A 21,220-nucleotide genomic window follows, 5' to 3' on the forward strand; every position below is an offset into this window, starting at 1 on the left:
ATGAGAACATTATTGTTGCCGTTACTGGCGATAGGGGCTTGCTTTGTTCCTACCCTGCTAAGCGCACAAAAAATAAACACAACGATCACCGGTAAAATAACCGACCCGCAACAACACCCTGTAAGCGCGGCTACTGTTGCATTAACCAAAGGCGATCAGACCGTTAAACTTGCCATATCGGAAAACGACGGCAGTTACCGGGTAACCGGACTTTTCGACCCCGGGGCCTATACGCTGACCGTAACCATTGTAGGTATGCAGAAAGCAGAAAGAACAGTATCTGTTGACCCGGCAAAGAAAGAGATACTCCTTCCTGTTATTGTACTGGAACCCCAAAGCAGGGCATTGAAAGAAGTGGCTGTAGCGGCAAAGAAGAATTATATTGAACAGAAGATAGACAGAACTGTGGTGAACGCAGACGTCCTGATCTCCAACGCCGGAACCTCCGCCCTGGAAGTTCTCGAGAAAGCGCCGGGCGTCATGGTAGATGCAAACGGCGCCATCAGCCTGAAAGGCGCAAAAGGTGTTGCCATTTACATAGATGATAAGCCCAGTTATCTCTCCGGCATAGACCTGCAAAACTACCTGAGATCGCTACCCGCTTCCCTCATTTCGCAACTGGAGATCATGAGCAATCCTCCCGCCAGGTACGACGCCGCAGGAAACGGAGGTATCATTAATATCAAAACCATTAAACGTACTACCAGGGGTTTTAATATGGGGATTAACCTGGGTACCCGCGTTGCCAGGTATACTCTCTTCAATGAAAGCATGGACCTGAACTACCGGATCAATAAAGTTAACCTCTTTGCCAACCTGGCCTATGGTACACGCAACAGTTATAACGATATAAATATTTTCAGGAGATATAAAAATGAGGACGGCTCTACAAAGGGGATACTAGACCAGCAATCTTTCCTCCACAGGATGGGCTACGGGTTTAAGGCCGTAGCAGGCGCCGACTATTACGTTTCCTCCAACACTACCATCGGCGTACGTTTCGACGGCCTGTTAAGATTACCTAAAGAAGACAAAACCAGCAATGGCACTATCTTCGATCAGCACGGCGCGCCCGATTCTGCAATTATTTCCGGCAACCAGGAGAGCGGAAGGTTCAGGAATGGAGGCATTAACCTTAACTTCCGGCACGAATTCAGGAAAGACGGCCCCACGCTCGATGCCAATGCAGATTACCTGAACTACGACGTAAGAGGAAACCAGCATTTTGGCAACCGCGTGTATGTAAAAGACCAGTTTTATGCCGCCGATTCATTAACCGGCGTCACTCCCACAACCATCAATATCTTCACTGCCAATATCAATTATTCGCATCCCCTGAAGGGCAACTGGAACCTGGCAACCGGCGCTAAATACAGCGCTACCAATACTTCCAACGCCGCCAGCTATTTCAATATCGTAGGAGCCCAGTCATACCCGGATTTCGACAAAACCAATCATTTTCTATACAAGGAAAGTATCAAAGCTGCATACATAAATGCGAATAAAGAATTCGGTCGTTTAGCCGTCCAGGTAGGTTTAAGGTTGGAAAACACCGAGGTTCACGGACATCAGTTAGGTAATGAGCAAAAACGGGATTCGTCCTTTGCCCGTAATTACACCAACCTGTTCCCAACCCTGTTCCTTCTCTATAAGCTCGACAGCCTGGAACATCATCAAATGAAATTCAATTTCGGCCGCCGGATCGACAGGCCCTATTACCAGGACATGAACCCGTTTATTTCTCCTTTCGATAAATATACTTACTATGTAGGCAACCCTTACCTGCAGCCATCTTTTTCTTCCAGGTTTGAATTGTCTTACATTTTCAGGAACTGGCTAACTATATCTGCCGGCTATACGAAAGCTAAGGACGAGGTAAATGAAACCATCGAAATAACAGACAACAAATATTACAGCAAGCCTGGCAACATCGGAGAAACAACACTGTTGAACCTGGGCATAGATGCCAGCGGCAGCCCGTATTCCTGGCTTTCACTGCAGGCTTCAGGCCAGTTGAACTTTGTACATGCTGTCAGTGATTTCTACACAGGAAAACTGGATACCAGGAGCAACTACGTTCATGTTCAGGGACTTGCGCAGTTCAAGCTCAAAAAGGACTGGCAGTTACAGTTAGACGGTTATTACCAGAGTAAGCTGACCAGCGCGCAGTTTGTCATTGCAGGAAGAGGAAGGGTCAATTTAGGCGTCGCCAAAAAGTTGTCGCAGGCAGCCACCATCAAGCTAAGCGTAAATGATGTCTTCTTTACCAATATCAGCAAAGGAGCCATAAACAACCTTCACCTGGCAGATGCCAGTTTCAGAACGCTGTCCGACTCCCGGGCAGTACAACTGGCATTGAGCATACGGTTAGGCAAGAAAATAGAAGGTCAGAAATCCGAAAGAACTACAAGTGCAGACTCTGAGCAAAACAGGGTCAAGTATTAATTGAAGAAGGAAAGCCCGGTAATCCTGTCGGGCTAAACTTTCAGGCTTCAGGACCAAGGATCGACAATGCCCCGTCTACAGTATAAGTACTTCCCGTAACATATGAACTGGCTTCGGAAGCCAGGAACAAAGCAACATTAGCCACTTCTTCAGGCGTACCTCCCCTGTGCATGGGAATAGTCGCTTCCACTTTCTTCATCTTCTCTTTATCTTCAATCACTTCTTTATTGATCGGCGTCAGGATCATACCCGGAGCAATATTATTGACCGTCATACCAGTTGCCGCCACTTCCAGGGCCAGCGACCTGGTAAAGTTCCTCAACGCGGCTTTGGAAGCGTTGTAATGCGCATGTTCCGGCACATTCACGACCTCGTGAATAGAACTGACATTAATAATGCGGCTGCCTTTAAAACTGTTATTCCGGCGCTTAAGCCGGAGGAATTCCCGGCAGCAGAAGAAAGGACCGTATAGATTTGTTTTGATCACTTTGTCCCAATCGGAGGTCTGTATATTCTCTATCGTAACAGTGGGGCCGTTAATTCCCGCGTTGTTCACGAGGATGTCCAGGTCGCCGAATTCATCGACCGCCCGGGCAAAAAGCCGGGCAACTTCCTCTTCTTCCGACACATCAATCCCGATAGCCACTGCTTTCACTCCATGCGTTGCTATTTCTTTCATTACCTCTTCCGCTTCTTCTCCGCCATGATGATAAGTACCGATAATATTCGCGCCTTCTTTCCCGAATAACAAGGCAATAGCTTTACCAATACCGGAGCTGGCGCCGGTGACCAGAACATTCTTTCCTTTTAATACCATAAAGCTGAAATTATGTGGGTGAATACGATGTAAACCGAAACGATATAAGTAAATATTATACCAGTAATAACCCGCAACCTTACTTTCGTTGATACGCCCTCATGAGCTGCCTTGCGGTTCCCAGGTGATCAATTCCATATTCAATAACATCACCGGGGCTGAGGAAACGCTGGGGCATGCGCCCGGTACCGCTTCCGGCAGGAGAGCCGGTAGAAATGATATCGCCGGGGAATAAACCGAAAAATTCACTGACATAAGCAGTCAGCTCAGGAATGGGATGGATCAGGTCTGATGTATTGCCGTCCTGCATTATCTCCCCGTTCAACTTAAGCCAGATCCTGAGGTTCCCGGGATCGGGGATTTCATCTTTGGTTACGAAATAAGGGCCCAGGGGCGCAAAGGTGTTGCATCCTTTTCCCTTGTCCCAGGTGCCGCCCCGCTTCTTCATATAGGCCCGCTCGCTGATGTCATTGTGTAAGATATACCCCGCAATGTAGTCCATGGCTTGAGCAGTTTCGAGATTGGTACCCTCCTTTCCTATCACTACCCCCAGTTCTGTTTCCCAATCGGTTTCCAGGCTGTCTTTTGGAATGGTTACGCCATCGTACGGGCCATTAAGCGCACTCATTGCTTTCAGGAACAGGATGGGCTCCGCCTCAGGAATGAAGCCAGTTTCCCTGATATGGTCCTTGTAATTGAGCCCTACGCAAACGATCTTTCCCGGGTTGGCTAAGGGCACGCCTAAACGTTCTGTCGACGGTACTTTCTTCAGTACGCGCCTGTCTTTTTCGATAAAGGCAGCCAGCCTGTCTAATCCGCCGTTCCCAAGGAAATCATTCGTATAGTCTTCCCCCAGTGCTGAAGTATCATACCATTCATCGTCGAGGAGGATGCCCGGCCTTTCGGCTCCTGGACTTCCGTATCTTAATAGTTTCATCTGTTGCGTTTTTATCCGGTTACTGAAATGGAAGCTCAATAGCAAATGTATTCAAACAATACGTTATTTTCCTGTTGCCGCTTCCCGGAACGGAAATTGTTAATTGCGTTTCTTTTAAATTTAAATCAATAAATTAGTTGAATGAAAGGCTTTTGGAGATACTTCTGGATCTTATACGCACTCTTCTTCGCCATCCCCTTCCCCATGTTCATTTATTACATGACAGGCTACAGGAATGGGGAAGCAGGAACTAATCCGTGGCTGGCGCTGATCTTCCTGGCAACTGCCATCGTATTATGGTTAGTATTGCTTACTGGTTGGTTCAGGAAATGGGTGTTGTTCACTTTCAGCATGCAGAGAAATATCCGCCGCCTGCTGAAAGACGGCATAGTGAAAGAAGCCAGGATCGTCAAAAGCCGGGAGCTGATTTCTGCCAGCCGGGAATTTACAACCAGGGAAATAGTATGCAATCTTCGAAACTTTTCCGGCACAGAAATAACACAAACGCTGGTGATAAACGACAGTCAGCCCGCTTTGCACAGGTACGAAGAAGGCAAAACCATACGGTTACGGATAGATGAAAAACTTAAGGCAGTACCTTACGTGATCCCCGACGGCGTACAGGTAAGTATCAACAAGGGCAGGATCGTGTTGCTGTCTTTTGTCTGGTTGCTGGTAGTGATAGCAGTTGCCGGCTATTTTATTTATTCCTATCAACTGGAGAACAATGGAACAGGCTGGCGTTTTCTTAAGTTCTATCATCCGCTGGTGCTGGTTCCCCTGATACTGATCTTTACCGGTTTCGGGTTTCGTAAATTGTTGCAGATGCTTGGCAACACACCGGAGAAAGACCTGCAATTCAAATATTACGGGCTGCGGACAGATGCGGAAATTATATCCGCCTCCCAAACGGGTGCCTATATTAACGAACAGCCACAGATACGTTTTGAACTCCGGTACCGCGACAACCTGGGCGCAAGCCAAACTGCCACGTTGAAGAAAATTGTTCCGCTGATAGATCTTGGCTCGGTAAAACAATCGACCGTGCCCATTTTCTACCTGAAAGACAAACCAGGCCAGGTAATATTTGCCAGTGATATCGAAGGTTAAAAACAGGATGATGAAATTACAAAAGATAATAGGAATAGCGGTGGCGATGAGTTGCATGTCCTGCCACGAGATCGTTGAGTCGGTAAACGATACCTTTCATGGCGCGCCCAGGGAAAATAACAAACGACGCAGTGAAAATGTTACCTCCACCACTACCAGTGAAACCACCACTATCACTTATACTTCCCGCCAGCCGGATGAAGATAAAGGGTTTCTAAGCAATGCTGCCAGGCTTAGCGCAGCTGAAAATGCGCTACGCCGCCTGCCTGCATTCGCAGGAAAAGATATTTACCTGTATGAAGGTGTTCACTTCTACGACGACGGAAGGATCAATATGAAAGTGCAAAACCCCGACAATCCTGCTTATGTAGATGCGTATAGTTTCAATAAAGGGAGCTGGCAGGAACCGCAACCAGTACAGCTTTCCGTACATGACGACATCGGTTCCCGGCTAGTAAAACTGGATGATCTGCATTTTAGCAGTGTAGCAACTCTGTGCAGGAATTTTAGCATGAAAGCCGACAGTATACTGGGAGCAGCGCCATTAAGCCACGTGTATGCAATACTGCGAAAGAATACATACACCTGGTATCCGCAGTCGATCAGCGGAAGCAGGGAACGTTATTTTATCAGTTTTACCAAAGAAGGCGAAGTGGAGGATTTTTACCGGCAATAAATTAACTGCTATGGAAGATGAAAAACTTTCAAACAGGCGTAACGCCAGCGATCACCTGGCCAATGAACGGACTTTCCTGGCCTGGGTGCGGACCAGCATCGGGATCATGGGGTTTGGCTTTGTAGTGGTTAAATTTTCGCTCTTCACCCGCCAGGTTGCAGCAGCTTTAAACACTGCCACACCTGTACCCCGTACCGGCTACTCCCATGCCATCGGCGTCATATTGGTAGCATTAGGCGGCTTGGTGATCCTGTTTGCATTTGTTCGTTACCAGGTAACAAAAAAACAACTGGAGGCTGGCGGTTTTTATCAATCCGGCACTCTTATCAAGATTACAACAGCATTGATATTCCTTGTAAGCATCCTCTTATTGATCTATCTTGCCCAAACCTGACAACAGCTTCTTCTTCACCTGCTACGTCGCAAATATTCAGGGCCGCGCCATGGGTTGCGACTGGCTGCAGATCCTGTTCCCGTTCAACATTATCCTGGGTGCGGGACCATCGGTGTGGGGATCGATATTGATAACCTGAGCCGCATCGGAGGGAATAACGCGGAGCTCCAGGCAATTGCCTGTCCAATCAAGATTGAAATAGATCCGGCTGTCGTCCGGCGACCAGGCAGGATACCATTCCCTGTTCCCGCTGCTGGTTACCTGCCGCAACCCTGATCCATCCATATTTATCATCCAGATATGCGATCCGCTGACAAAAGCTACCCGTTTATCGTTACGGCTGATGTCCAGCTGTTCCGGTTCTTCCGGCAAACCATTCAAATTCCTGAGCTGCTGCGCAGTGGAGAGATCTGCGCTACTTAAATAAAAAGCATTGGAGGTAACCATGAGCAAGCGCTGGTCCGAAGTCCAGGCATAATCATCCACCCCTTTGAAAGCTCTTAACTGCCGGCCGTCGCGGCTGAATACAGCCACATATTTGTCGGGGTACGTAGATGCAGGTTGCCAGATAAAAGCGATCATGGATTTATCAGGCGATAATTTAGGGATGCCCGACACGTATTTTCCAACCCTGAATGTTTTTATCACCCCGCCATCTGCATTGTAAATAGTGAAAGTAATATCATCGGAAGTCAGCGACTCCGAGTAGAACACTATCTGTGAGCCATCTCTCGCCACATCATAACGCTCCTGGTGTGATTCTGCCGCATTGTTGATAATGCTCTTCTCTGTTCCTGAACGCAGATCTAAGATCTTAAATGCAGTATTTCCCGAGTAAAATATGCGGTCGGCGCTGCCGCTTCCCCCCGGGACATTTGATTTTTTATCTTTGCTGCATGCCGGTAACAAACAGCCTGCGTATAACAATACTGGTAAGACCAGCCACCTGAAATGTGTTTTCATACTACAAAAATCCCCGTTTTCTCAACCCAGGTCAATCCCTTCCTTCCATGCTTTTCATCTCCCCTGAACAAGGGAGATGGCCTCACCCTGTTCAGGGGATTTTTCCGGATGGGTTGAAAAAAATCAGGGAAATTTATCAATTTAGGGTATGAGGATTTTTATTTTCCTGTTGTTACTCCTGGCGGGTGAAATTGCCTTTGCCCGCCGTCCTTACCAGGCCCCCGACACCGCCCGCATCCGGCGGCTCTGCGATACGGCGGAATATTACCTTAAAAACAACCAGCCGGATAGCGCCCGTCGTTATGCGCAGGCGGCGAATATGTTTGCACAGCAACAAAAGTATGAATACGGGTTGGCAAGGGTCAGTTATGTAATGGGGAAAGTTTATACCCGGCGGAATGAACTGGACAGCGCTTCTGCCGCTTATGAAAAGGCCCGCGACCTTACCGGGAAAGACAGCAGCTACCAGGGAAAACGGCTGTATGCACTGGCCACAGGCAACCTTTCGACTGTTCTGGGGAAAAAGGGATTCCCCGATAAAGAGCTGCAAATGTTACTGTCAGCCATCCCGCTTTTTGAATCACTGAAAGATAGTGCCGCGCTATCTGTGAGCATGTACAATATCGCATCCAAGTTTATTAACGCCGGCCAACCACTGAAAGCTTACCCCTACCTGATGAAGAATATAGCGCTTGCTGTAAGGAAAGGACAACCGGAATCAAAGGCCTATTCATTCATTACTGCTGGCACGTTGTTCCTGCAACTGGATAGCCTTGAATCTGCGGGGCATTACCTTTCTCTTGCCGCCCATGAACTGCGCCAGATTGGGCAAAGCAAATTATGGGGCGCCTTGTATACCTATATGGCGGTATACAAAAGTAAAAAAGGAGCGTTCAAAGAAGCGGAGCAATTATGCAGGCAGGCAGAAGATACAATTGCCAGGTATCCTGATAAGAATGATGCCTATAATCTGTTAACCGCGAAAGTAAAAGTATATACAGCCGCGAAGAAATACCCGCAAGCCATTGCAGCAGCTACCGGGATATACAACCAGGCCAGGAAAGACAATTCTGCCTATTTTCATTTATCGTCGCTGAAAGACCTCTATGAGCTGGAAAACAAGGCAGGACATCTGCAAGCTTCATTCAACTACCTGGAACAATATGTGGCGTTGAAAGACAGCCTGGATCAGCGCCAGATGAAACTAAACCTCAACGACCTGGAGCAACGGTACCAGGTGAACGAAAAACAGCGGAGCATATTGGAGCTGACTAACCAGAACAACGAGCAAAAACTGGCTTTGCAGCAAAGCCGGTTCCGGCAACTGGTTTATCTATTTATCCTCACAGCCGCCGGATTGCTCCTGCTGCTTTTATTCATTACCCTTCGTACGCGCCAGCGTATAAGCAGGCAACAACAGCAGCTGCTGGAACAGGAGCTGGCAAGGGTGCAGCAGGAAAAACAGATAGAAAATTATGTTTCCATGCTAAACGGGCAGGAACAGGAAAGAAGCCGGCTGGCCAGGGAATTGCATGATGGACTTGGCGGCAAACTCTCTGCTATCTACCTGCACCTGTCGAAACTCTCCGCCGAATCGGGCGATGTATGGTCGAAGCTTCACGGACAACTGGCCGATTCGATGAAAGAGCTGCGGCATATTGCACGGAACCTTACACCGGAAACGCTTTCCAGGTACGGACTTGCAGAAACGCTGAAAGACTATTGCCAGACGTTGAAGGATGCCGGCATTAACATTATCCTGCAGGTATTCAATATCAGCACCGACATTCCCTACCCTACCCAGCTTATGCTTTACCGGATAGTGCAGGAAGCTATTACCAACGCCATCAGGCATGCCAACGCCAACCGCATCCTGGTACAATGTTCACAGCAGGATAACATTGTTTATATTACCGTAGAAGACGACGGGCGGGGATTTGATGCCGGCAGTATCACCGCCGGTAATGGACTGGCCAACATCAAAGCAAGAATAAACCACCTGAACGGGCAACTGGAAATAAGATCGTTTCCCGGCACAGGTACCATCATCAATATAGAATGCAAACTACCATGATTTCAACTGCCATCCGTATCCTGATCGGCGATGATCACCCGTTGGTGACGGAAGGATTGAGTACGCTGTTAAGTGAACGCAAACATCTTGTCATTGCCGGGAAAGCCGCTACGGGCAAAGAAGTGCTGGAACTGGTAAAAACAGTGCCGGCAAATGTGCTGTTGCTGGATGTAAACCTGCCTGATATGAGCGGTATCGACATTTGTTTGCAGAGCAAGAAGCTATGCCCCGAGCTCTATATACTTGGCTTAAGCAATTTCAGCGAACGCAGCATTATATTGAACATGTTGCATAATGGCGCTTCCGGTTACTTGTTGAAAAGCGTATCCATACAGGAAATGGTGAATGCGATAGAAGTGGTGGCCAGTGGCGGCATTTATCTCAGCAAGGATGCGCAGCAATTGCTTACCCACCAGGAAGTTTTCGGGCCGAACGAAAAGCCGATATTGACGGCCAGGGAAAAAGAAGTGCTGGAACTTATCATACAGGGACTCACCTCTCCGCAGGTTGCCACCCGGCTGCATATCAGCCCGTTGACGGTGGAGAGTCACCGGAAAAGTCTGATGCAGAAATTCAAAGCCAATAATGCGGCAGTGCTGGTGCGTAAGGCTACGGAGTGGGGATTTGCGTGAATTGGAATTCGTCTTATCTTTAAAGTACCGTTAAAGCTACCATCAAAATGGGAGGCGACTCGTTTTTCGGCTTTACTGTAACGGAATTAATACCCGATTAAAAGGTTGTCTGGCTGATCACTGATTGTTGTATGCCCTGATGTGAGCCGGGCTGGACACATTGGATTAAAACTAGCCTGCATTCTTATTTTACAACGGGGAAAGGTGTTTTCAGAAAGCCTGCAAAGTAAGGTGACGCAGCAAGATCGGGTGCTGGCATTCATTAATTTATTTCAGAAAGAAAGGGAGTAATGATCTCCGCAAAAAGAAAAAGTCCACCAACTTTAGCTGGTGGACTTTTATTCGTTTTAAGGCTTTTTAGATTTTCGCCTTTTTGTGACCCCGTCAGGATTCAAACCTGAAACCTTCTGATCCGTAGTCAGATGCTCTATTCAGTTGAGCTACGGAGCCATCTGTATTTTGATGGGATTGCAAAGGTAGATAATTTTTTCATTCCACCAAATATTTATCGAAATTTTTTCTTCAATCTTCTGATTTACATTTACTTTTACAAGGATTGTTTAACTTATTATTTATTGTGAAAATACAACTCTGGAGCATAGGAAAAGAACATGACCCGTATATCAGGGATGGAATGGCTGTTTTTCAGAAACGGTTGCAGCATTATGTTGATTTTGATGTAAAGCTTATTCCTACTGTGAAGCAAGCCGCCAGTTTATCGGTTCCTGAATTGAAGAAACAGGAAGCAAAGATCATCCTTGACCTGTTGCAGCCAACGGATTATTTGTTAGCTTTAGACGAAAGAGGAAAGATGATGAGTACAACACAATTTGCAGATTTCATCCAGCAGCGTACCAATGCCGGAACCCGTCAGCTGATCATCCTGATCGGCGGAGCTTTTGGAATTGACGCTTCCGTGCTGCAAAGGGCGCAAATGCAAATGTCGTTATCGCCCCTTACCTTTCCGCATCAATTAGTCCGGCTTATCCTGACTGAGCAGCTTTACCGCGCTTATACAGTGATCAACCGGGAAAAATATCATCATCAATAGTTGTTTATACCTATTAACAAATTTCAAGCAGTATGCCGTCGTTATCCATTAGTCTGATCATTATTATCTTTACCTGCCTGGTTTCAATTTCAGCATTCAGCAACCAGGACCAGTTATATAAGTTAAGCCTGCAACCCTATATGGTGAAACGTTACAACCAGTTTTACCGTTTCTTCACTTCCGGTTTTGTACATGCTGATTACGGCCACCTGATATTTAATATGCTGACGCTTTACTTCTTCGGAAGCTTCGTTGAGCAGGTGTTTATCTATCTTTTCAACAGCAAGGCATTGTATATAGCCTATTATATACTGGGTATCATTGTAGCCAACCTGCCTTCTTACTTTAAGCACAGGAACAATCCCGATTATGTATCGCTGGGCGCATCAGGCGCTATTTCCGCCATCGTGTTTACATCGATCCTCGTACAGCCCTGGGCTACGATCTCCGTTTTCTTTGCACTGCCTTTGCCGGCAGTGGTGTATGGAGCGCTGTTCCTGATCATTTCTGCTTATCTTTCCCGGAAAGGAGGAGGAAATATCAATCACGATGCCCACTTGTGGGGCGCATTATTTGGATTGATATTCCCGTTGATTTTCCAGCCGGAGCTGGGAACTGAGTTCCTTTTCAAACTCACTCACCGCTAATTTTTTTCCATTCTATCTGCAGCACAGACTGGGTTTTGGGAGTGATCTTAACACGATCGTCGATCCTCAGACCTAAGACCCAGACTATCTTTTTTGCTGATTCCAGTACCCATACCTGTTCTTTTTCAGGCAATGATAATTTCTGGTCTATCAGCAGGCGGCTTACTTTTTTCTTTTTAGGCATTCCCAGCGGGTACAGGTAATCTCCCTGCTTCCACTTGCGCAATAATAGCGGAAAAGTAACCTGGCTGGCGTCGAGGCAGGCGATAAAGGGGGAAGTGGGTATAGGAAGATGGGGATCGCGTTTTTCCTGGCGGATATGCAGTTGTCCGCCTGCAAAATGAACATGCTGCTGTTCAGCATCTATGACCTGCAAAGGCGCCGCTATATCGGCCAGGGGTGTGATGAGCAGCCAGTTCCGGTTGCGGATGATGCGGTGGGTGCTGGTTTCTACATAGCGCCCCGATTCGCTTCCCAACAACAGCAATACCTGTTGTGTCTGGGCAGCCGAGCAGCCATAATGCCTGAAAATCTCCCAGGCAATTGTTGACAGCGGCTTTATATGCTGTAGCTTGCGAACAGGAACCATCCAGGTATTCCCGTTCTGTACCAGCAATTGTTTCTTTTTTCTTTCAACAGCTTCCTGGTACAGGTATTCCGCTTCCCTGATACGTTCGGTTGTTGCCGCCATATTTTTTACGGCCGCGGGGAAAACTTCCTGGATGCGGGGTATTACCTGGCGTCTGAAAAAATTACGTGTATACTTATCCGTTGTATTCGAACTATCTTCTACAAACTGGATATTTTTCCAGGCAGCAAAAGCGATCAGCGTATCTTTTTCGGCAAACAACAGGGGCCTGATGACCTTCTCCTGTTTGGGCAAAATCCCATGCAAGCCTGCGATCCCGGTGCCTTTTGCAAAGTTCATCAGGGCAGTTTCCACGCTGTCCTGCATGTGATGGGCGGTTGCAATATAATGATATCCTTCCTGGTTACGGATCGCCTCCAGCCATTCGTAACGCAGTTCGCGGGCCGCAACCTGGATAGTCACCTGGTGCGTTTCGGCATACCCGGTTGTGTTGAAACTTACCTGGAAAAAGGGTAATGACAGCTGCGCAGCAAGCGCGCGGACAAAGGCTTCGTCGCGCAGCGACTCCTCTCCTCTCAGCTGGAAATTGCAATGGGCAATGGCCGCATTGAACCCTGCCTGTTTGAAAAGCGTGGCCATTACAACAGAGTCTACTCCTCCGCTGACGGCGAGCAACACCTTTTGAGAGGGATCAAACAATTGCTGGCCCTGAATATAGGAAGTAAAATTAGTAAGTAGTTGATGAGGCATTCCTGTCAGATGAAATGATTAATATACTAGTTCTTCGTAGGCCGATCTTAGTTCGTTCAATGCATGTCTTTCTCCTGCTGCTTTGGCCATTTCCATTCCTTTCTCGTAGGTCCGGATAGCGGCAGCCTGATCTCCTTTCCTTTCAAAAAGCTTTCCTAACTGGTAATATGAACCTACATATCCCGGTTCATGGGCCAGCAGTTCCTCGAACAACTGTTGAGCGGTTGCATCATCTCCCAGGCTTATATACTCCAGCGCCAGCGCATGTTTCAGAAAACTATCGTTGGGTGTGGCGAGTAGCAGTTGCTTAATCTGAGCTATCCTATCCATGCAAATATTTATTAATCATTAATATTATATATCACGAAGTTATATCGTTAAACCTGACCAAAATCATTTTTGCTGCTGCGGTTAGCATATATTAATTAAATATATTTGCTCATACCGCATTTTTAAACCAAAACAGTTTTAGGCCATGAAGATTTTAGTATGTATCAGTAAAACACCGGACACGACTGCAAAAATAGCTTTCACGGACAACAACACGAAATTCAATGAGGCTGGCGTACAGTTTATTATCAACCCGTACGATGAATGGTATGCGCTGGTCAGGGCGTTGGAGTTGAAAGAGACCATTGGAGCAGACGTGCACCTGGTTACGGTGGGAGGAGCAGATTGTGATCCGATTATCCGTAAGGCATTGGCTTTGGGCGGAGATGAATCATTCCGGATCAACGCGGAAAGTACAGATAGTTTCTATGTGGCCTCACAAATAGCGGCATTTGCCAGGGACAAACAATACGACATCATCTTTACCGGTAAGGAAACCATTGATTACAACGGCTCGGTAATAGGCGGTATGGTGGCGGAGTTGCTGGAACTTCCCTTTGTTTCCATTGCCGCCAAATTTGATCTGAAAGGCACTGTAGCTACCATTAACAGGGAGATAGAAGGAGGAGAAGAGATCTGCGAGGTATCGCTGCCAGTAGTGGTTTCTTGTCAGAAAGGAATGGCAGAAGCCCGTATCCCGAATATGCGCGGGATTATGGCCGCCAGGACCAAACCTTTGACCGTTGTTGAACCAGCAGCTGTAGACACGCTGACCAGCGTTGTCAGCTTTGAACTGCCGCCGGCAAAGGCAGGCGTTAAGCTGATCAGCCCGGACAACGTAGAAGAGCTGGTGAAATTACTGCATGAAGAAGCAAAGGTTATCTAATTGGAACTGATTTTCTGAACAACAAATTATTTGAATCCATGTCTATCTTAATATTTGCCGATCAGGCGCAAGGTAAAATAAAGAAAGCGGCGTTAGAAGCTGTACAATACGGTGCAAAAGTTGCCGAACAGTTGGGCACAACGGCAACAGCCCTGGTTTTAGGGCCTGTAGAAACGGCAGAACTGGAAACATTGGGGAATTATGGGGCGAAAAAAGTGTTACATGCTGCGGATGCAAGGCTACACGAAGTTGAAAGTACAGTGTTTGCAAAGATCATTGCAGAAGCCGCCGGGAAAGAAGGCAGCAAGGTGATCATCTTCCCGCAGAATTTTGACGGCAAGGCCATTGCACCAAGGGTAAGCGCCAGGCTGAAGGCGGGTTTGGTTTCGGGAGCTATTTCCTATCCCGACACCAGCAACGGGTTTGTAGTGAAGAAGAATGTTTTTTCAGGTAAGGCATTTGCTAATGTAAATATCACGTCGGAGATCAAGATCATTGCTATCATACCTAATACCTTTGCGTTGAGCCCTTCGGGTGGTACTGCCGCTGTGGAAGCATTTTCACCGGCTATCAGTGATGCGGATTTTAAAGTAAAGGTCGTACGTACAGAAACTGTCAGCGGCGATGTGCCGTTAACAGAGGCGGAGATCATTGTGAGTGGAGGCCGTGGACTGAAAGGGCCTGAAAATTGGGGTATACTGGAAGACCTGGCTAAAGCGTTGGGAGCGGCAACAGCAAGTTCCCGCCCGGTTGCAGACGCCGGCTGGCGGCCGCATCATGAGCACGTAGGCCAGACAGGGCTGACAGTTCGTCCGAACCTGTATATTGCTATTGGTATTTCCGGGGCTATTCAGCACCTGGCCGGGGTAAATGGAAGCAAGGTGATCGTAGTGATCAACAAAGATCCGGAAGCGCCGTTCTTTAAAGCAGCTGATTACGGGATAGTTGGAGATGCTTTTGAAGTAGTTCCTAAGCTGACCGAAGCTGTGAAGAAATATAAACAACAGTAAGAGACCAGACAGATATAGGATTTGCGGTATATAATTTTCCGCAAATCCTATGCTGAAATTTAATTAGATTTTTTTTAGATAAGGAATATTTTTCTAACTTCACGGTCTTACAAACTATTCAGCGACAACGCAAGACAGATATGAGAAAAATAGAACTGGAAATAGTTGCTTTATCACACAGCATAACCCAAACACATTCGTATGCGGTGGTTTTAGGTGAAGTAAATGGGTTAAGGCGTTTACCCATTGTAATTGGCGGTTTTGAAGCCCAGGCAATTGCAGTGGCGTTGGAGAAAATGCAACCCAGCAGACCCCTTACGCATGATTTGATGAAAAACTTCATGAATGCTTTCAATATAGAGCTGCAGGAAGTGATCATCAGCAATCTGCAGGAGGGCATCTTTTATTCTAAGCTTATCTGTTCCAATAACGAGGAAACCATTGAAATTGATTCCAGAACTTCGGATGCATTAGCGCTCGCAGTGCGTTTTGGCTGCCCCATTTATACATTCGAAAATATTCTCAACAGTGCCGGTATCCTGCTGGATGATCCGGCAGGTAAAAAACCAAAAGCTGCAGCCCCTGTGATCTCTGAGCATGAAAAGGGAGCAGATGACGACCTGAAAAGTCTTAACCTGGAAGATCTTAATACCTTATTGCAGGAGGTACTGGAACAGGAGGATTATATCCGGGCTATCGCCATCCGTGATGAAATAAACAGCCGGAAAAACAGGTAATTTCTTTTTTATTCATTCTTTTCGATGCTGCCGGTATTGCTATAGGGAGCAGGCGTTACTATGATCGTATTTCCAAACTGTAAAATAAACCTGGGCTTGCATATTATCCGTAAGCGGGAAGATGGGTTCCATGACCTTGAAACCATTTTCTACCCATTACCGGTTACCGACGCCCTGGAGGTAATAAGCAGCAAGCAGGTACATTTCGAAAGCAGCGGGATAGCTGTACCGGGAGAGGCGGCGGATAACCTCTGTTTACGCGCTTACCAACTCTTACTGGCCGACTACCCTACCCTGCCGCCGGTTAATATTCATTTACACAAACATATACCAATTGGCGCCGGTTTAGGCGGCGGCTCCGCAGATGCCGCGTTTATGCTGCGTTTATTAAATACCAGGTACCAGCTGAACCTCGATGAGGCCAGGCTGATAGACTATGCGGCGCAGCTGGGAAGCGATTGCGCATTTTTTATCCCCAACAAGCCATGCTTTGCGACTGGCCGGGGAGAGATAATGACGCCGGTAGACCTCGACCTTTCAGGTTATTCATTTTTGCTGGTTCACCCGGGTATTCATGTCAATACCGGTTGGGCGTTCAGGCAGCTGGCGCCCCAGGTACCAGCGCAGTCTTTGCCTTCAGTTATCCGGAAGCCGGTAGAAGACTGGAAACATTTGATGAGCAATGATTTCGAGGAGCCGGTATTTGCGCAGTACCCGGCGATAAGGGATATAAAGGAGAAAATGTATGGTAATGGGGCGATCTATGCGTCGATGAGTGGAAGCGGGTCGGCTGTTTTCGGGATCTTTCCTAAAAACAAAATAGCTGACATCTTTTGGGATGCCAGCTACCGGGTATTTACAATCAGGTAAATCTTACTTTACTGAAGCTACCAGGGCTTTAAAGGTTTCTGGTTCGTTCATTGCTAAATCAGCCAACACCTTTCTGTTCAGATCAATGTTTTTGCTAGCTAATTTGTTCATGAATACGGAGTAAGTCAGACCTTCTGCTCTTACTGCAGCGTTGATACGAGCGATCCACAGCTGACGATAGTTTCTTTTCTTCAGTTTACGACCTACGTAGCTGTAAGTGAGTCCTTTTTCCAGGACGTTCTTCGCTACGGTGTAAACATTCTTTCTTTTACCGTAAAAGCCTTTGGCTTGCTTTAAGATCCTTTTTCTGCGGGCTCTTGAAGCTACGGCGTTAACTGAACGAGGCATTGTTTTGTTTTTTTCTCAGGTTATAAAATTCGATTTACAATGACAGATGACTAGCGCATTCCGAGCATTCTCTTAACGAGGTTAAGATTTGCTTCATGAACCAGTGTACTACCTCTTAAGCTACGTTTTCTTTTCGTAGATTTTTTGGTCAGTAAGTGGCTTTTGAAGGCCATGAACCGCTTAATCTGTCCGTTCCCACCCACCTTGAATGTTTTCTTGGCACGGGAATGAGTCTTTACTTTGGGCATCTTACATCAAATTTGGTCTGCAAAGGTAGGGAAATTATTTAATAAAGCACAGTCCTCCGCAAATAAATATCAGCCAACACGAAATGTGGATAACTTTTTAATATTTTTTTACCCCTTCTTAAGGGATTGACAATCAATTTTCGATCAGATTAATCATAAACTTATCTGGTACCTATACATATTAATAAAATTTTCACTCTTTTAAAATTGCCATATTATCCATAATTTTAATCTCAAATATTTCATATATTTTAACCATACCATGTATTAAATACCAGAAGCCTATGAAACCATTTTACACACCTGCCAACCGGTACCAGCCTTTATTAAAAGGCGAATTTAACCAATGTAAAGAGTTGTGGAACTGGCTCGTCTGACCCCTTCGGTTAGTCAGACCTGATACTTTTTTCACTTAACTGTTTGCACCTATGAAAAGACTTTTAACCATTCTATGCCTATTACTGGGTTGTACTTTCTTCCCAAGTAAAGAGGCCGTGGCATTAAATGGAGTAGATGGCCAAATATTCATGAACCTACCGGATTCAGCCTGCCTGAACAGCTTTGCATCTATCAACGCCTTTTACTGGAAAAACCGGGGCTGGGCAAGAAAAGCTGACTGGACTATTACAGGAGGCGATTATGAAATATTATACAATTCAGACCCGGACATTAACAAACTAACGGGTCAGAAACCCGATCCAAGTTATAATGTCAACGCTTTAACCATTAAGTTCAAAAGCACCGGAACCTATACTTTTACTGCCATTGTCTATAAAGATGACGGCTCCAGCAGCAGTATTACCCGGACCATATATGTAAAGGATTGCTCTGTTCTTCCATGCCTCGGTAACTCTACCGGGGCGAACGATTTTACATACAATTTTGGTACTTTCAATATTACAGATACCAAAAGCGTCTCCGATCCTTACGTCCCTGCTTCAACTGGCGCCAACACTGGTGGTTACAATTATGTTCAGCACCCGACCAGCGACTTCAAAGACAATAGTTATTGTGTATTCTGGAATAGCCAGATCCGTACCGAATGGGTTTACAGCACCGACCACACCGGCAATGGTGGCGACCCTAAAAAAGCAGGCGGAATGTTGATCGCCAATTCTGCGATCGCGAAAAAAACATTCTTTGTAAAGAAAGATGTACCGGTGTGTCCGGGTTCTTCCTATAATTTCAGCGCCTGGTTCCTGAACCTGAACGGCCTTCAGGTATTCAATTCTACCTGTGCGGATGGAAACAGTGACGGTTACCATTATGCCGGCGTAACCTTCCTTATCATCGATGAAAGCAAAGCGACACCGGATACCCTGGCCAGGTTTAAAACCTATGATGTATCCATGAACCTTGATGGACCTGAATGGCAGCAATATGGAGGCGGATTCAAAACTCCGGGCGGTGTAACAAAAGTAACGCTCGCCATTGTGAACGATCGATATGGAGATTGTGGTAATGATATCGCGATCGATGACATCTCTTTTCAATACTGTAGTCCATATATTTACTCATTTATCGATGGTTCAACCAAACCTGAGTTAAAAGAAGCGGCATTGTGTGAAGGCGCCCCGGTAACCATCAAAGCAATATATGCCCCCGATGGTTGGGATAACGGTGTTTATTACCCCGAAAAGGATTACTTTAAAAACCCTCAATACCAATGGGAATACAGTTATAACAGCACTACCTGGTTTCCATTAACTGACTCTCTTACACTAAGAACAGGCAGCCAGACGAACACCCTGGTATTTAAAGAAGGCGCGCTTGTCGGAGATCCCGATAAGCCCGTTGTCATTTATTACCGTGTAAATATTCTCGAAAAGAACAACGCAAGCAACTGTGCGGCTCCTTCGGAATACACTAAGATAACCATCCTTCCTAAACCAAAAGTAACGGTATCTACCGGCCGGGTATGTAAAGGCGAGCAGGTGATACTGACGGCCACGGGAGGCTATACGAAATACCAATGGAGAGTGAATCCCGTCGTCGTCGGGCCCTCTCTTACCGTAACTCCCGATACTACTTCTACCTATTGGGCTTTGGGAATAGCGGATTACGGTAAAGACCCTGTTACAGGAGCACCACGCCAGTGTGTGGATTCCGGATTCGGAACCATCGTGGTAGATACCATGCCTAAGGTCACCATCACCGGCGGACCTAACGACATTTGTGCAGGCTCCTCCATCGCGTTGGCTATCCAACCCAGCAACAGCAAATTTGATATCACCTGGTCTCCTGTAGGTACCGGTACGCCTAAAACCATTAATCTTACCGATATCCCAAAGACCATTGGTGTAAACACCTACAAGGTGACCGTCGTCAACGGAAAATGTACGACTTCCGACTCCTATAATATTAATGTATACGAAATCCCGGTTCCGAAAGTTACCACTCCTCCTACACAGTGCGCAAACGGTACATTTAACCTGAACGCTACGCTGAAGGCAACCGAAAGCGGTACCTGGTCGCTGGTCACTCCTAACCCGGCCATCACGATAGCTGATCCAACTGCGCCGAGCACCACTATCAACGGCGTTCCTGCCGGTTCAACGGTACAGGTAAGATGGACTGTCGTAAATAACGGCAAAACTGATTGCACTCATGACACTGTAATTAATGTTGTGAACCAGGCAGCGATCACCGGCAATACTATCCTTGCTGACCAGATACTTTGTAAAATCTCGGATATTCCGGCTCTGCTAACGATCAAAGGCCCACTGGCAGGCGGGAGCGGCACCTACACTTATCAATGGCAGAGAAGCAGCAACGGCGGCCTATGGACGAATGTTGGAACCAACTCCAATACCTATGCTCCGCCCAAACTCGCGACCACAAATACCGTAGACAAGTACCGCCTGATCATTACCTCCGGTACATGTACTTCTACCAGCAATGAAGTGACTATCAGGATAAACACCACGACACTGAAAGTTACCGTGCCTGTCGACGTTACTGTTGAATGTAAAAAAGGTACAGACTATACTACCAATTTTGGAACGCCAACAATTGTAGGATACAACGCCACTATCACCGGTACTACAGACGCCACAACCAACCCAGACGCATGTACGCAAGTGATTAAACGTACCTGGACGGTTAAAGACCAGTGCGGCAGTACTGCTACTGCAACTCAGACAGTAACTGTAAAAGATACCAAAGCACCGGTATTCACTTACACTCCGTCTGCGGATACCACCGTTAGCTGTGAAAAAGCATTTGCCAATACTGCTGTGCCTAAGCCAATAGCCACAGACGATTGTTCAGCTGTAACAGTAGGCGCCCCTACTTCCACAACACCAGTGTATCCTAATCCTGCCTGTAAGGGAACCTATAATTATACTATTACCTGGACAGCCAAAGATGCATGCGGCAACGCTGTTTCAACAAGCATGAACGTACATGTTGTAGATAATACAGCTCCAACATTTACTTATACGCCGCAGAAGGATACGACAGTAGATTGCGACAAGACATTTACTCCTGATAAAGCTAAACCGATCGCAGTAGACAATTGTCCTGCACTGGGGTCTGTTGATCTTACATCTGTTGAATCTACGCCGGTAAAAGATCCGCAATGCCCAAATAAGTACACCTACACTATTACCTGGACGGCGAAGGACCAATGCGGGAATTCGGCTACGTTTGTGCAGAATGTGACCGTGCAGGACGTGACACCTCCTACCTTCACCTGGACTCCGGC

The 21,220-nt window shown here is 46.7% G+C and carries 20 protein-coding genes and 1 tRNA gene; 13 read left to right on the top strand and 8 right to left on the bottom strand.

Going from position 1 to position 21,220, the window contains the following annotated elements:
* Window positions 1-2,445 carry a TonB-dependent receptor gene (locus tag BLV62_RS20570; RefSeq protein WP_089763830.1) on the top strand — a complete coding sequence of 815 codons (2,445 nt, stop codon included), beginning with the start codon at window positions 1-3 and terminating at the stop codon, window positions 2,443-2,445.
* Window positions 2,446-2,485: 40 nt separating this feature from the next.
* On the opposite strand, the gene BLV62_RS20575 is transcribed toward BLV62_RS20570, so the two are convergent.
* Together BLV62_RS20575 and BLV62_RS20580 are read right to left on the bottom strand one after the other, a co-directional pair.
* The gene (locus BLV62_RS20575) at window positions 2,486-3,262 is read right to left on the bottom strand and encodes an SDR family NAD(P)-dependent oxidoreductase (RefSeq protein WP_089763832.1); all 777 of its coding nucleotides are present in this window, start codon (window positions 3,260-3,262) and stop codon (window positions 2,486-2,488) included.
* Window positions 3,263-3,341: 79 nt separating this feature from the next.
* Window positions 3,342-4,199, bottom strand: a complete 858-nt coding sequence (locus tag BLV62_RS20580) for a fumarylacetoacetate hydrolase family protein (RefSeq protein ID WP_089763868.1) — start codon at window positions 4,197-4,199, stop codon at window positions 3,342-3,344.
* 141 nt (window positions 4,200-4,340) lie between these two features.
* Here BLV62_RS20580 and BLV62_RS20585 point away from each other — a divergent pair, with 141 nt between their 5' ends.
* The 3 genes from BLV62_RS20585 to BLV62_RS20595 are packed head-to-tail and all read left to right on the top strand — an operon-like array spanning window position 4,341 to window position 6,379.
* On the top strand, window positions 4,341-5,309 hold the full coding sequence (locus tag BLV62_RS20585) for a hypothetical protein (protein ID WP_089763834.1): 969 nt from the start codon (window positions 4,341-4,343) through the stop codon (window positions 5,307-5,309).
* A 10-nt stretch (window positions 5,310-5,319) separates the two neighbouring features.
* Window positions 5,320-5,985 (top strand): hypothetical protein, encoded by a 666-nt coding sequence (locus tag BLV62_RS20590; protein WP_139170322.1) that lies wholly within the window; start codon window positions 5,320-5,322, stop codon window positions 5,983-5,985.
* Between the two features lie 10 nt (window positions 5,986-5,995).
* The gene (locus tag BLV62_RS20595) at window positions 5,996-6,379 is read left to right on the top strand and encodes a YidH family protein (protein ID WP_089763837.1); all 384 of its coding nucleotides are present in this window, start codon (window positions 5,996-5,998) and stop codon (window positions 6,377-6,379) included.
* 36 nt (window positions 6,380-6,415) lie between these two features.
* Here BLV62_RS20595 and BLV62_RS20600 read toward each other — a convergent pair whose 3' ends face one another.
* Window positions 6,416-7,342 (bottom strand): TolB family protein, encoded by a 927-nt coding sequence (locus BLV62_RS20600; protein ID WP_089763839.1) that lies wholly within the window; start codon window positions 7,340-7,342, stop codon window positions 6,416-6,418.
* Window positions 7,343-7,490: 148 nt separating this feature from the next.
* Here BLV62_RS20600 and BLV62_RS20605 point away from each other — a divergent pair, with 148 nt between their 5' ends.
* Together BLV62_RS20605 and BLV62_RS20610 are read left to right on the top strand one after the other, a co-directional pair.
* On the top strand, window positions 7,491-9,416 hold the full coding sequence (locus BLV62_RS20605; RefSeq protein ID WP_089763842.1) for a tetratricopeptide repeat-containing sensor histidine kinase: 1,926 nt from the start codon (window positions 7,491-7,493) through the stop codon (window positions 9,414-9,416).
* Window positions 9,401-10,048 (top strand): response regulator, encoded by a 648-nt coding sequence (locus BLV62_RS20610; RefSeq protein WP_089763844.1) that lies wholly within the window; start codon window positions 9,401-9,403, stop codon window positions 10,046-10,048. The genes BLV62_RS20605 and BLV62_RS20610 overlap by 16 nt, the downstream gene beginning before the upstream one ends.
* A 376-nt stretch (window positions 10,049-10,424) precedes the next feature.
* On the opposite strand, the gene BLV62_RS20620 is transcribed toward BLV62_RS20610, so the two are convergent.
* Window positions 10,425-10,498 (bottom strand) — tRNA-Arg (locus BLV62_RS20620).
* Window positions 10,499-10,625: 127 nt separating this feature from the next.
* Here BLV62_RS20620 and BLV62_RS20625 point away from each other — a divergent pair.
* A complete protein-coding gene (locus tag BLV62_RS20625) occupies window positions 10,626-11,099 on the top strand; it encodes a 23S rRNA (pseudouridine(1915)-N(3))-methyltransferase RlmH (protein ID WP_089763870.1) in 474 nt (157 codons plus the stop codon).
* Between the two features lie 32 nt (window positions 11,100-11,131).
* Complete coding sequence (locus BLV62_RS20630; protein ID WP_089763846.1) at window positions 11,132-11,746, top strand: rhomboid family intramembrane serine protease; 615 nt, start codon at window positions 11,132-11,134, stop codon at window positions 11,744-11,746.
* Here the strand turns inward: BLV62_RS20630 and tilS are convergent.
* Complete coding sequence (gene tilS / locus BLV62_RS20635; protein ID WP_089763848.1) at window positions 11,733-13,085, bottom strand: tRNA lysidine(34) synthetase TilS; 1,353 nt, start codon at window positions 13,083-13,085, stop codon at window positions 11,733-11,735. The two genes, BLV62_RS20630 and tilS, sit on opposite strands and share 14 nt — an antisense overlap.
* 18 nt (window positions 13,086-13,103) lie before the next feature.
* Window positions 13,104-13,415 (bottom strand): tetratricopeptide repeat protein, encoded by a 312-nt coding sequence (locus BLV62_RS20640; protein ID WP_089763850.1) that lies wholly within the window; start codon window positions 13,413-13,415, stop codon window positions 13,104-13,106.
* Window positions 13,416-13,560: 145 nt separating this feature from the next.
* Here BLV62_RS20640 and BLV62_RS20645 point away from each other — a divergent pair, with 145 nt between their 5' ends.
* From BLV62_RS20645 to ispE, 4 genes are all read left to right on the top strand, one after another.
* The gene (locus BLV62_RS20645) at window positions 13,561-14,301 is read left to right on the top strand and encodes an electron transfer flavoprotein subunit beta/FixA family protein (RefSeq protein ID WP_089763852.1); all 741 of its coding nucleotides are present in this window, start codon (window positions 13,561-13,563) and stop codon (window positions 14,299-14,301) included.
* A 38-nt stretch (window positions 14,302-14,339) separates the two neighbouring features.
* Complete coding sequence (locus BLV62_RS20650; RefSeq protein ID WP_089763854.1) at window positions 14,340-15,311, top strand: electron transfer flavoprotein subunit alpha/FixB family protein; 972 nt, start codon at window positions 14,340-14,342, stop codon at window positions 15,309-15,311.
* Between the two features lie 140 nt (window positions 15,312-15,451).
* Window positions 15,452-16,048, top strand: coding sequence for a bifunctional nuclease domain-containing protein (locus tag BLV62_RS20655; RefSeq protein ID WP_089763856.1), 597 nt, complete (start codon window positions 15,452-15,454; stop codon window positions 16,046-16,048).
* A 60-nt stretch (window positions 16,049-16,108) separates the two neighbouring features.
* A complete protein-coding gene (ispE, locus tag BLV62_RS20660; protein ID WP_089763858.1) occupies window positions 16,109-16,918 on the top strand; it encodes a 4-(cytidine 5'-diphospho)-2-C-methyl-D-erythritol kinase in 810 nt (269 codons plus the stop codon).
* A 3-nt stretch (window positions 16,919-16,921) separates the two neighbouring features.
* Here the strand turns inward: ispE and rplT are convergent, their stop codons facing one another.
* A complete protein-coding gene (gene rplT, locus BLV62_RS20665) occupies window positions 16,922-17,266 on the bottom strand; it encodes a 50S ribosomal protein L20 (protein ID WP_089763860.1) in 345 nt (114 codons plus the stop codon).
* A gap of 50 nt (window positions 17,267-17,316) precedes the next feature.
* A complete protein-coding gene (rpmI, locus tag BLV62_RS20670; protein ID WP_079471802.1) occupies window positions 17,317-17,514 on the bottom strand; it encodes a 50S ribosomal protein L35 in 198 nt (65 codons plus the stop codon).
* Window positions 17,515-17,942: 428 nt separating this feature from the next.
* Here rpmI and BLV62_RS28830 point away from each other — a divergent pair.
* A partial coding sequence (locus BLV62_RS28830) for an Ig-like domain-containing protein (protein ID WP_258522441.1) occupies window positions 17,943-21,220 on the top strand: 3,278 nt, incomplete at its 3' end.

This window comes from Chitinophaga terrae (ex Kim and Jung 2007) (assembly GCF_900107795.1).
In the GTDB taxonomy this organism is placed as follows: domain Bacteria; phylum Bacteroidota; class Bacteroidia; order Chitinophagales; family Chitinophagaceae; genus Chitinophaga; species Chitinophaga terrae.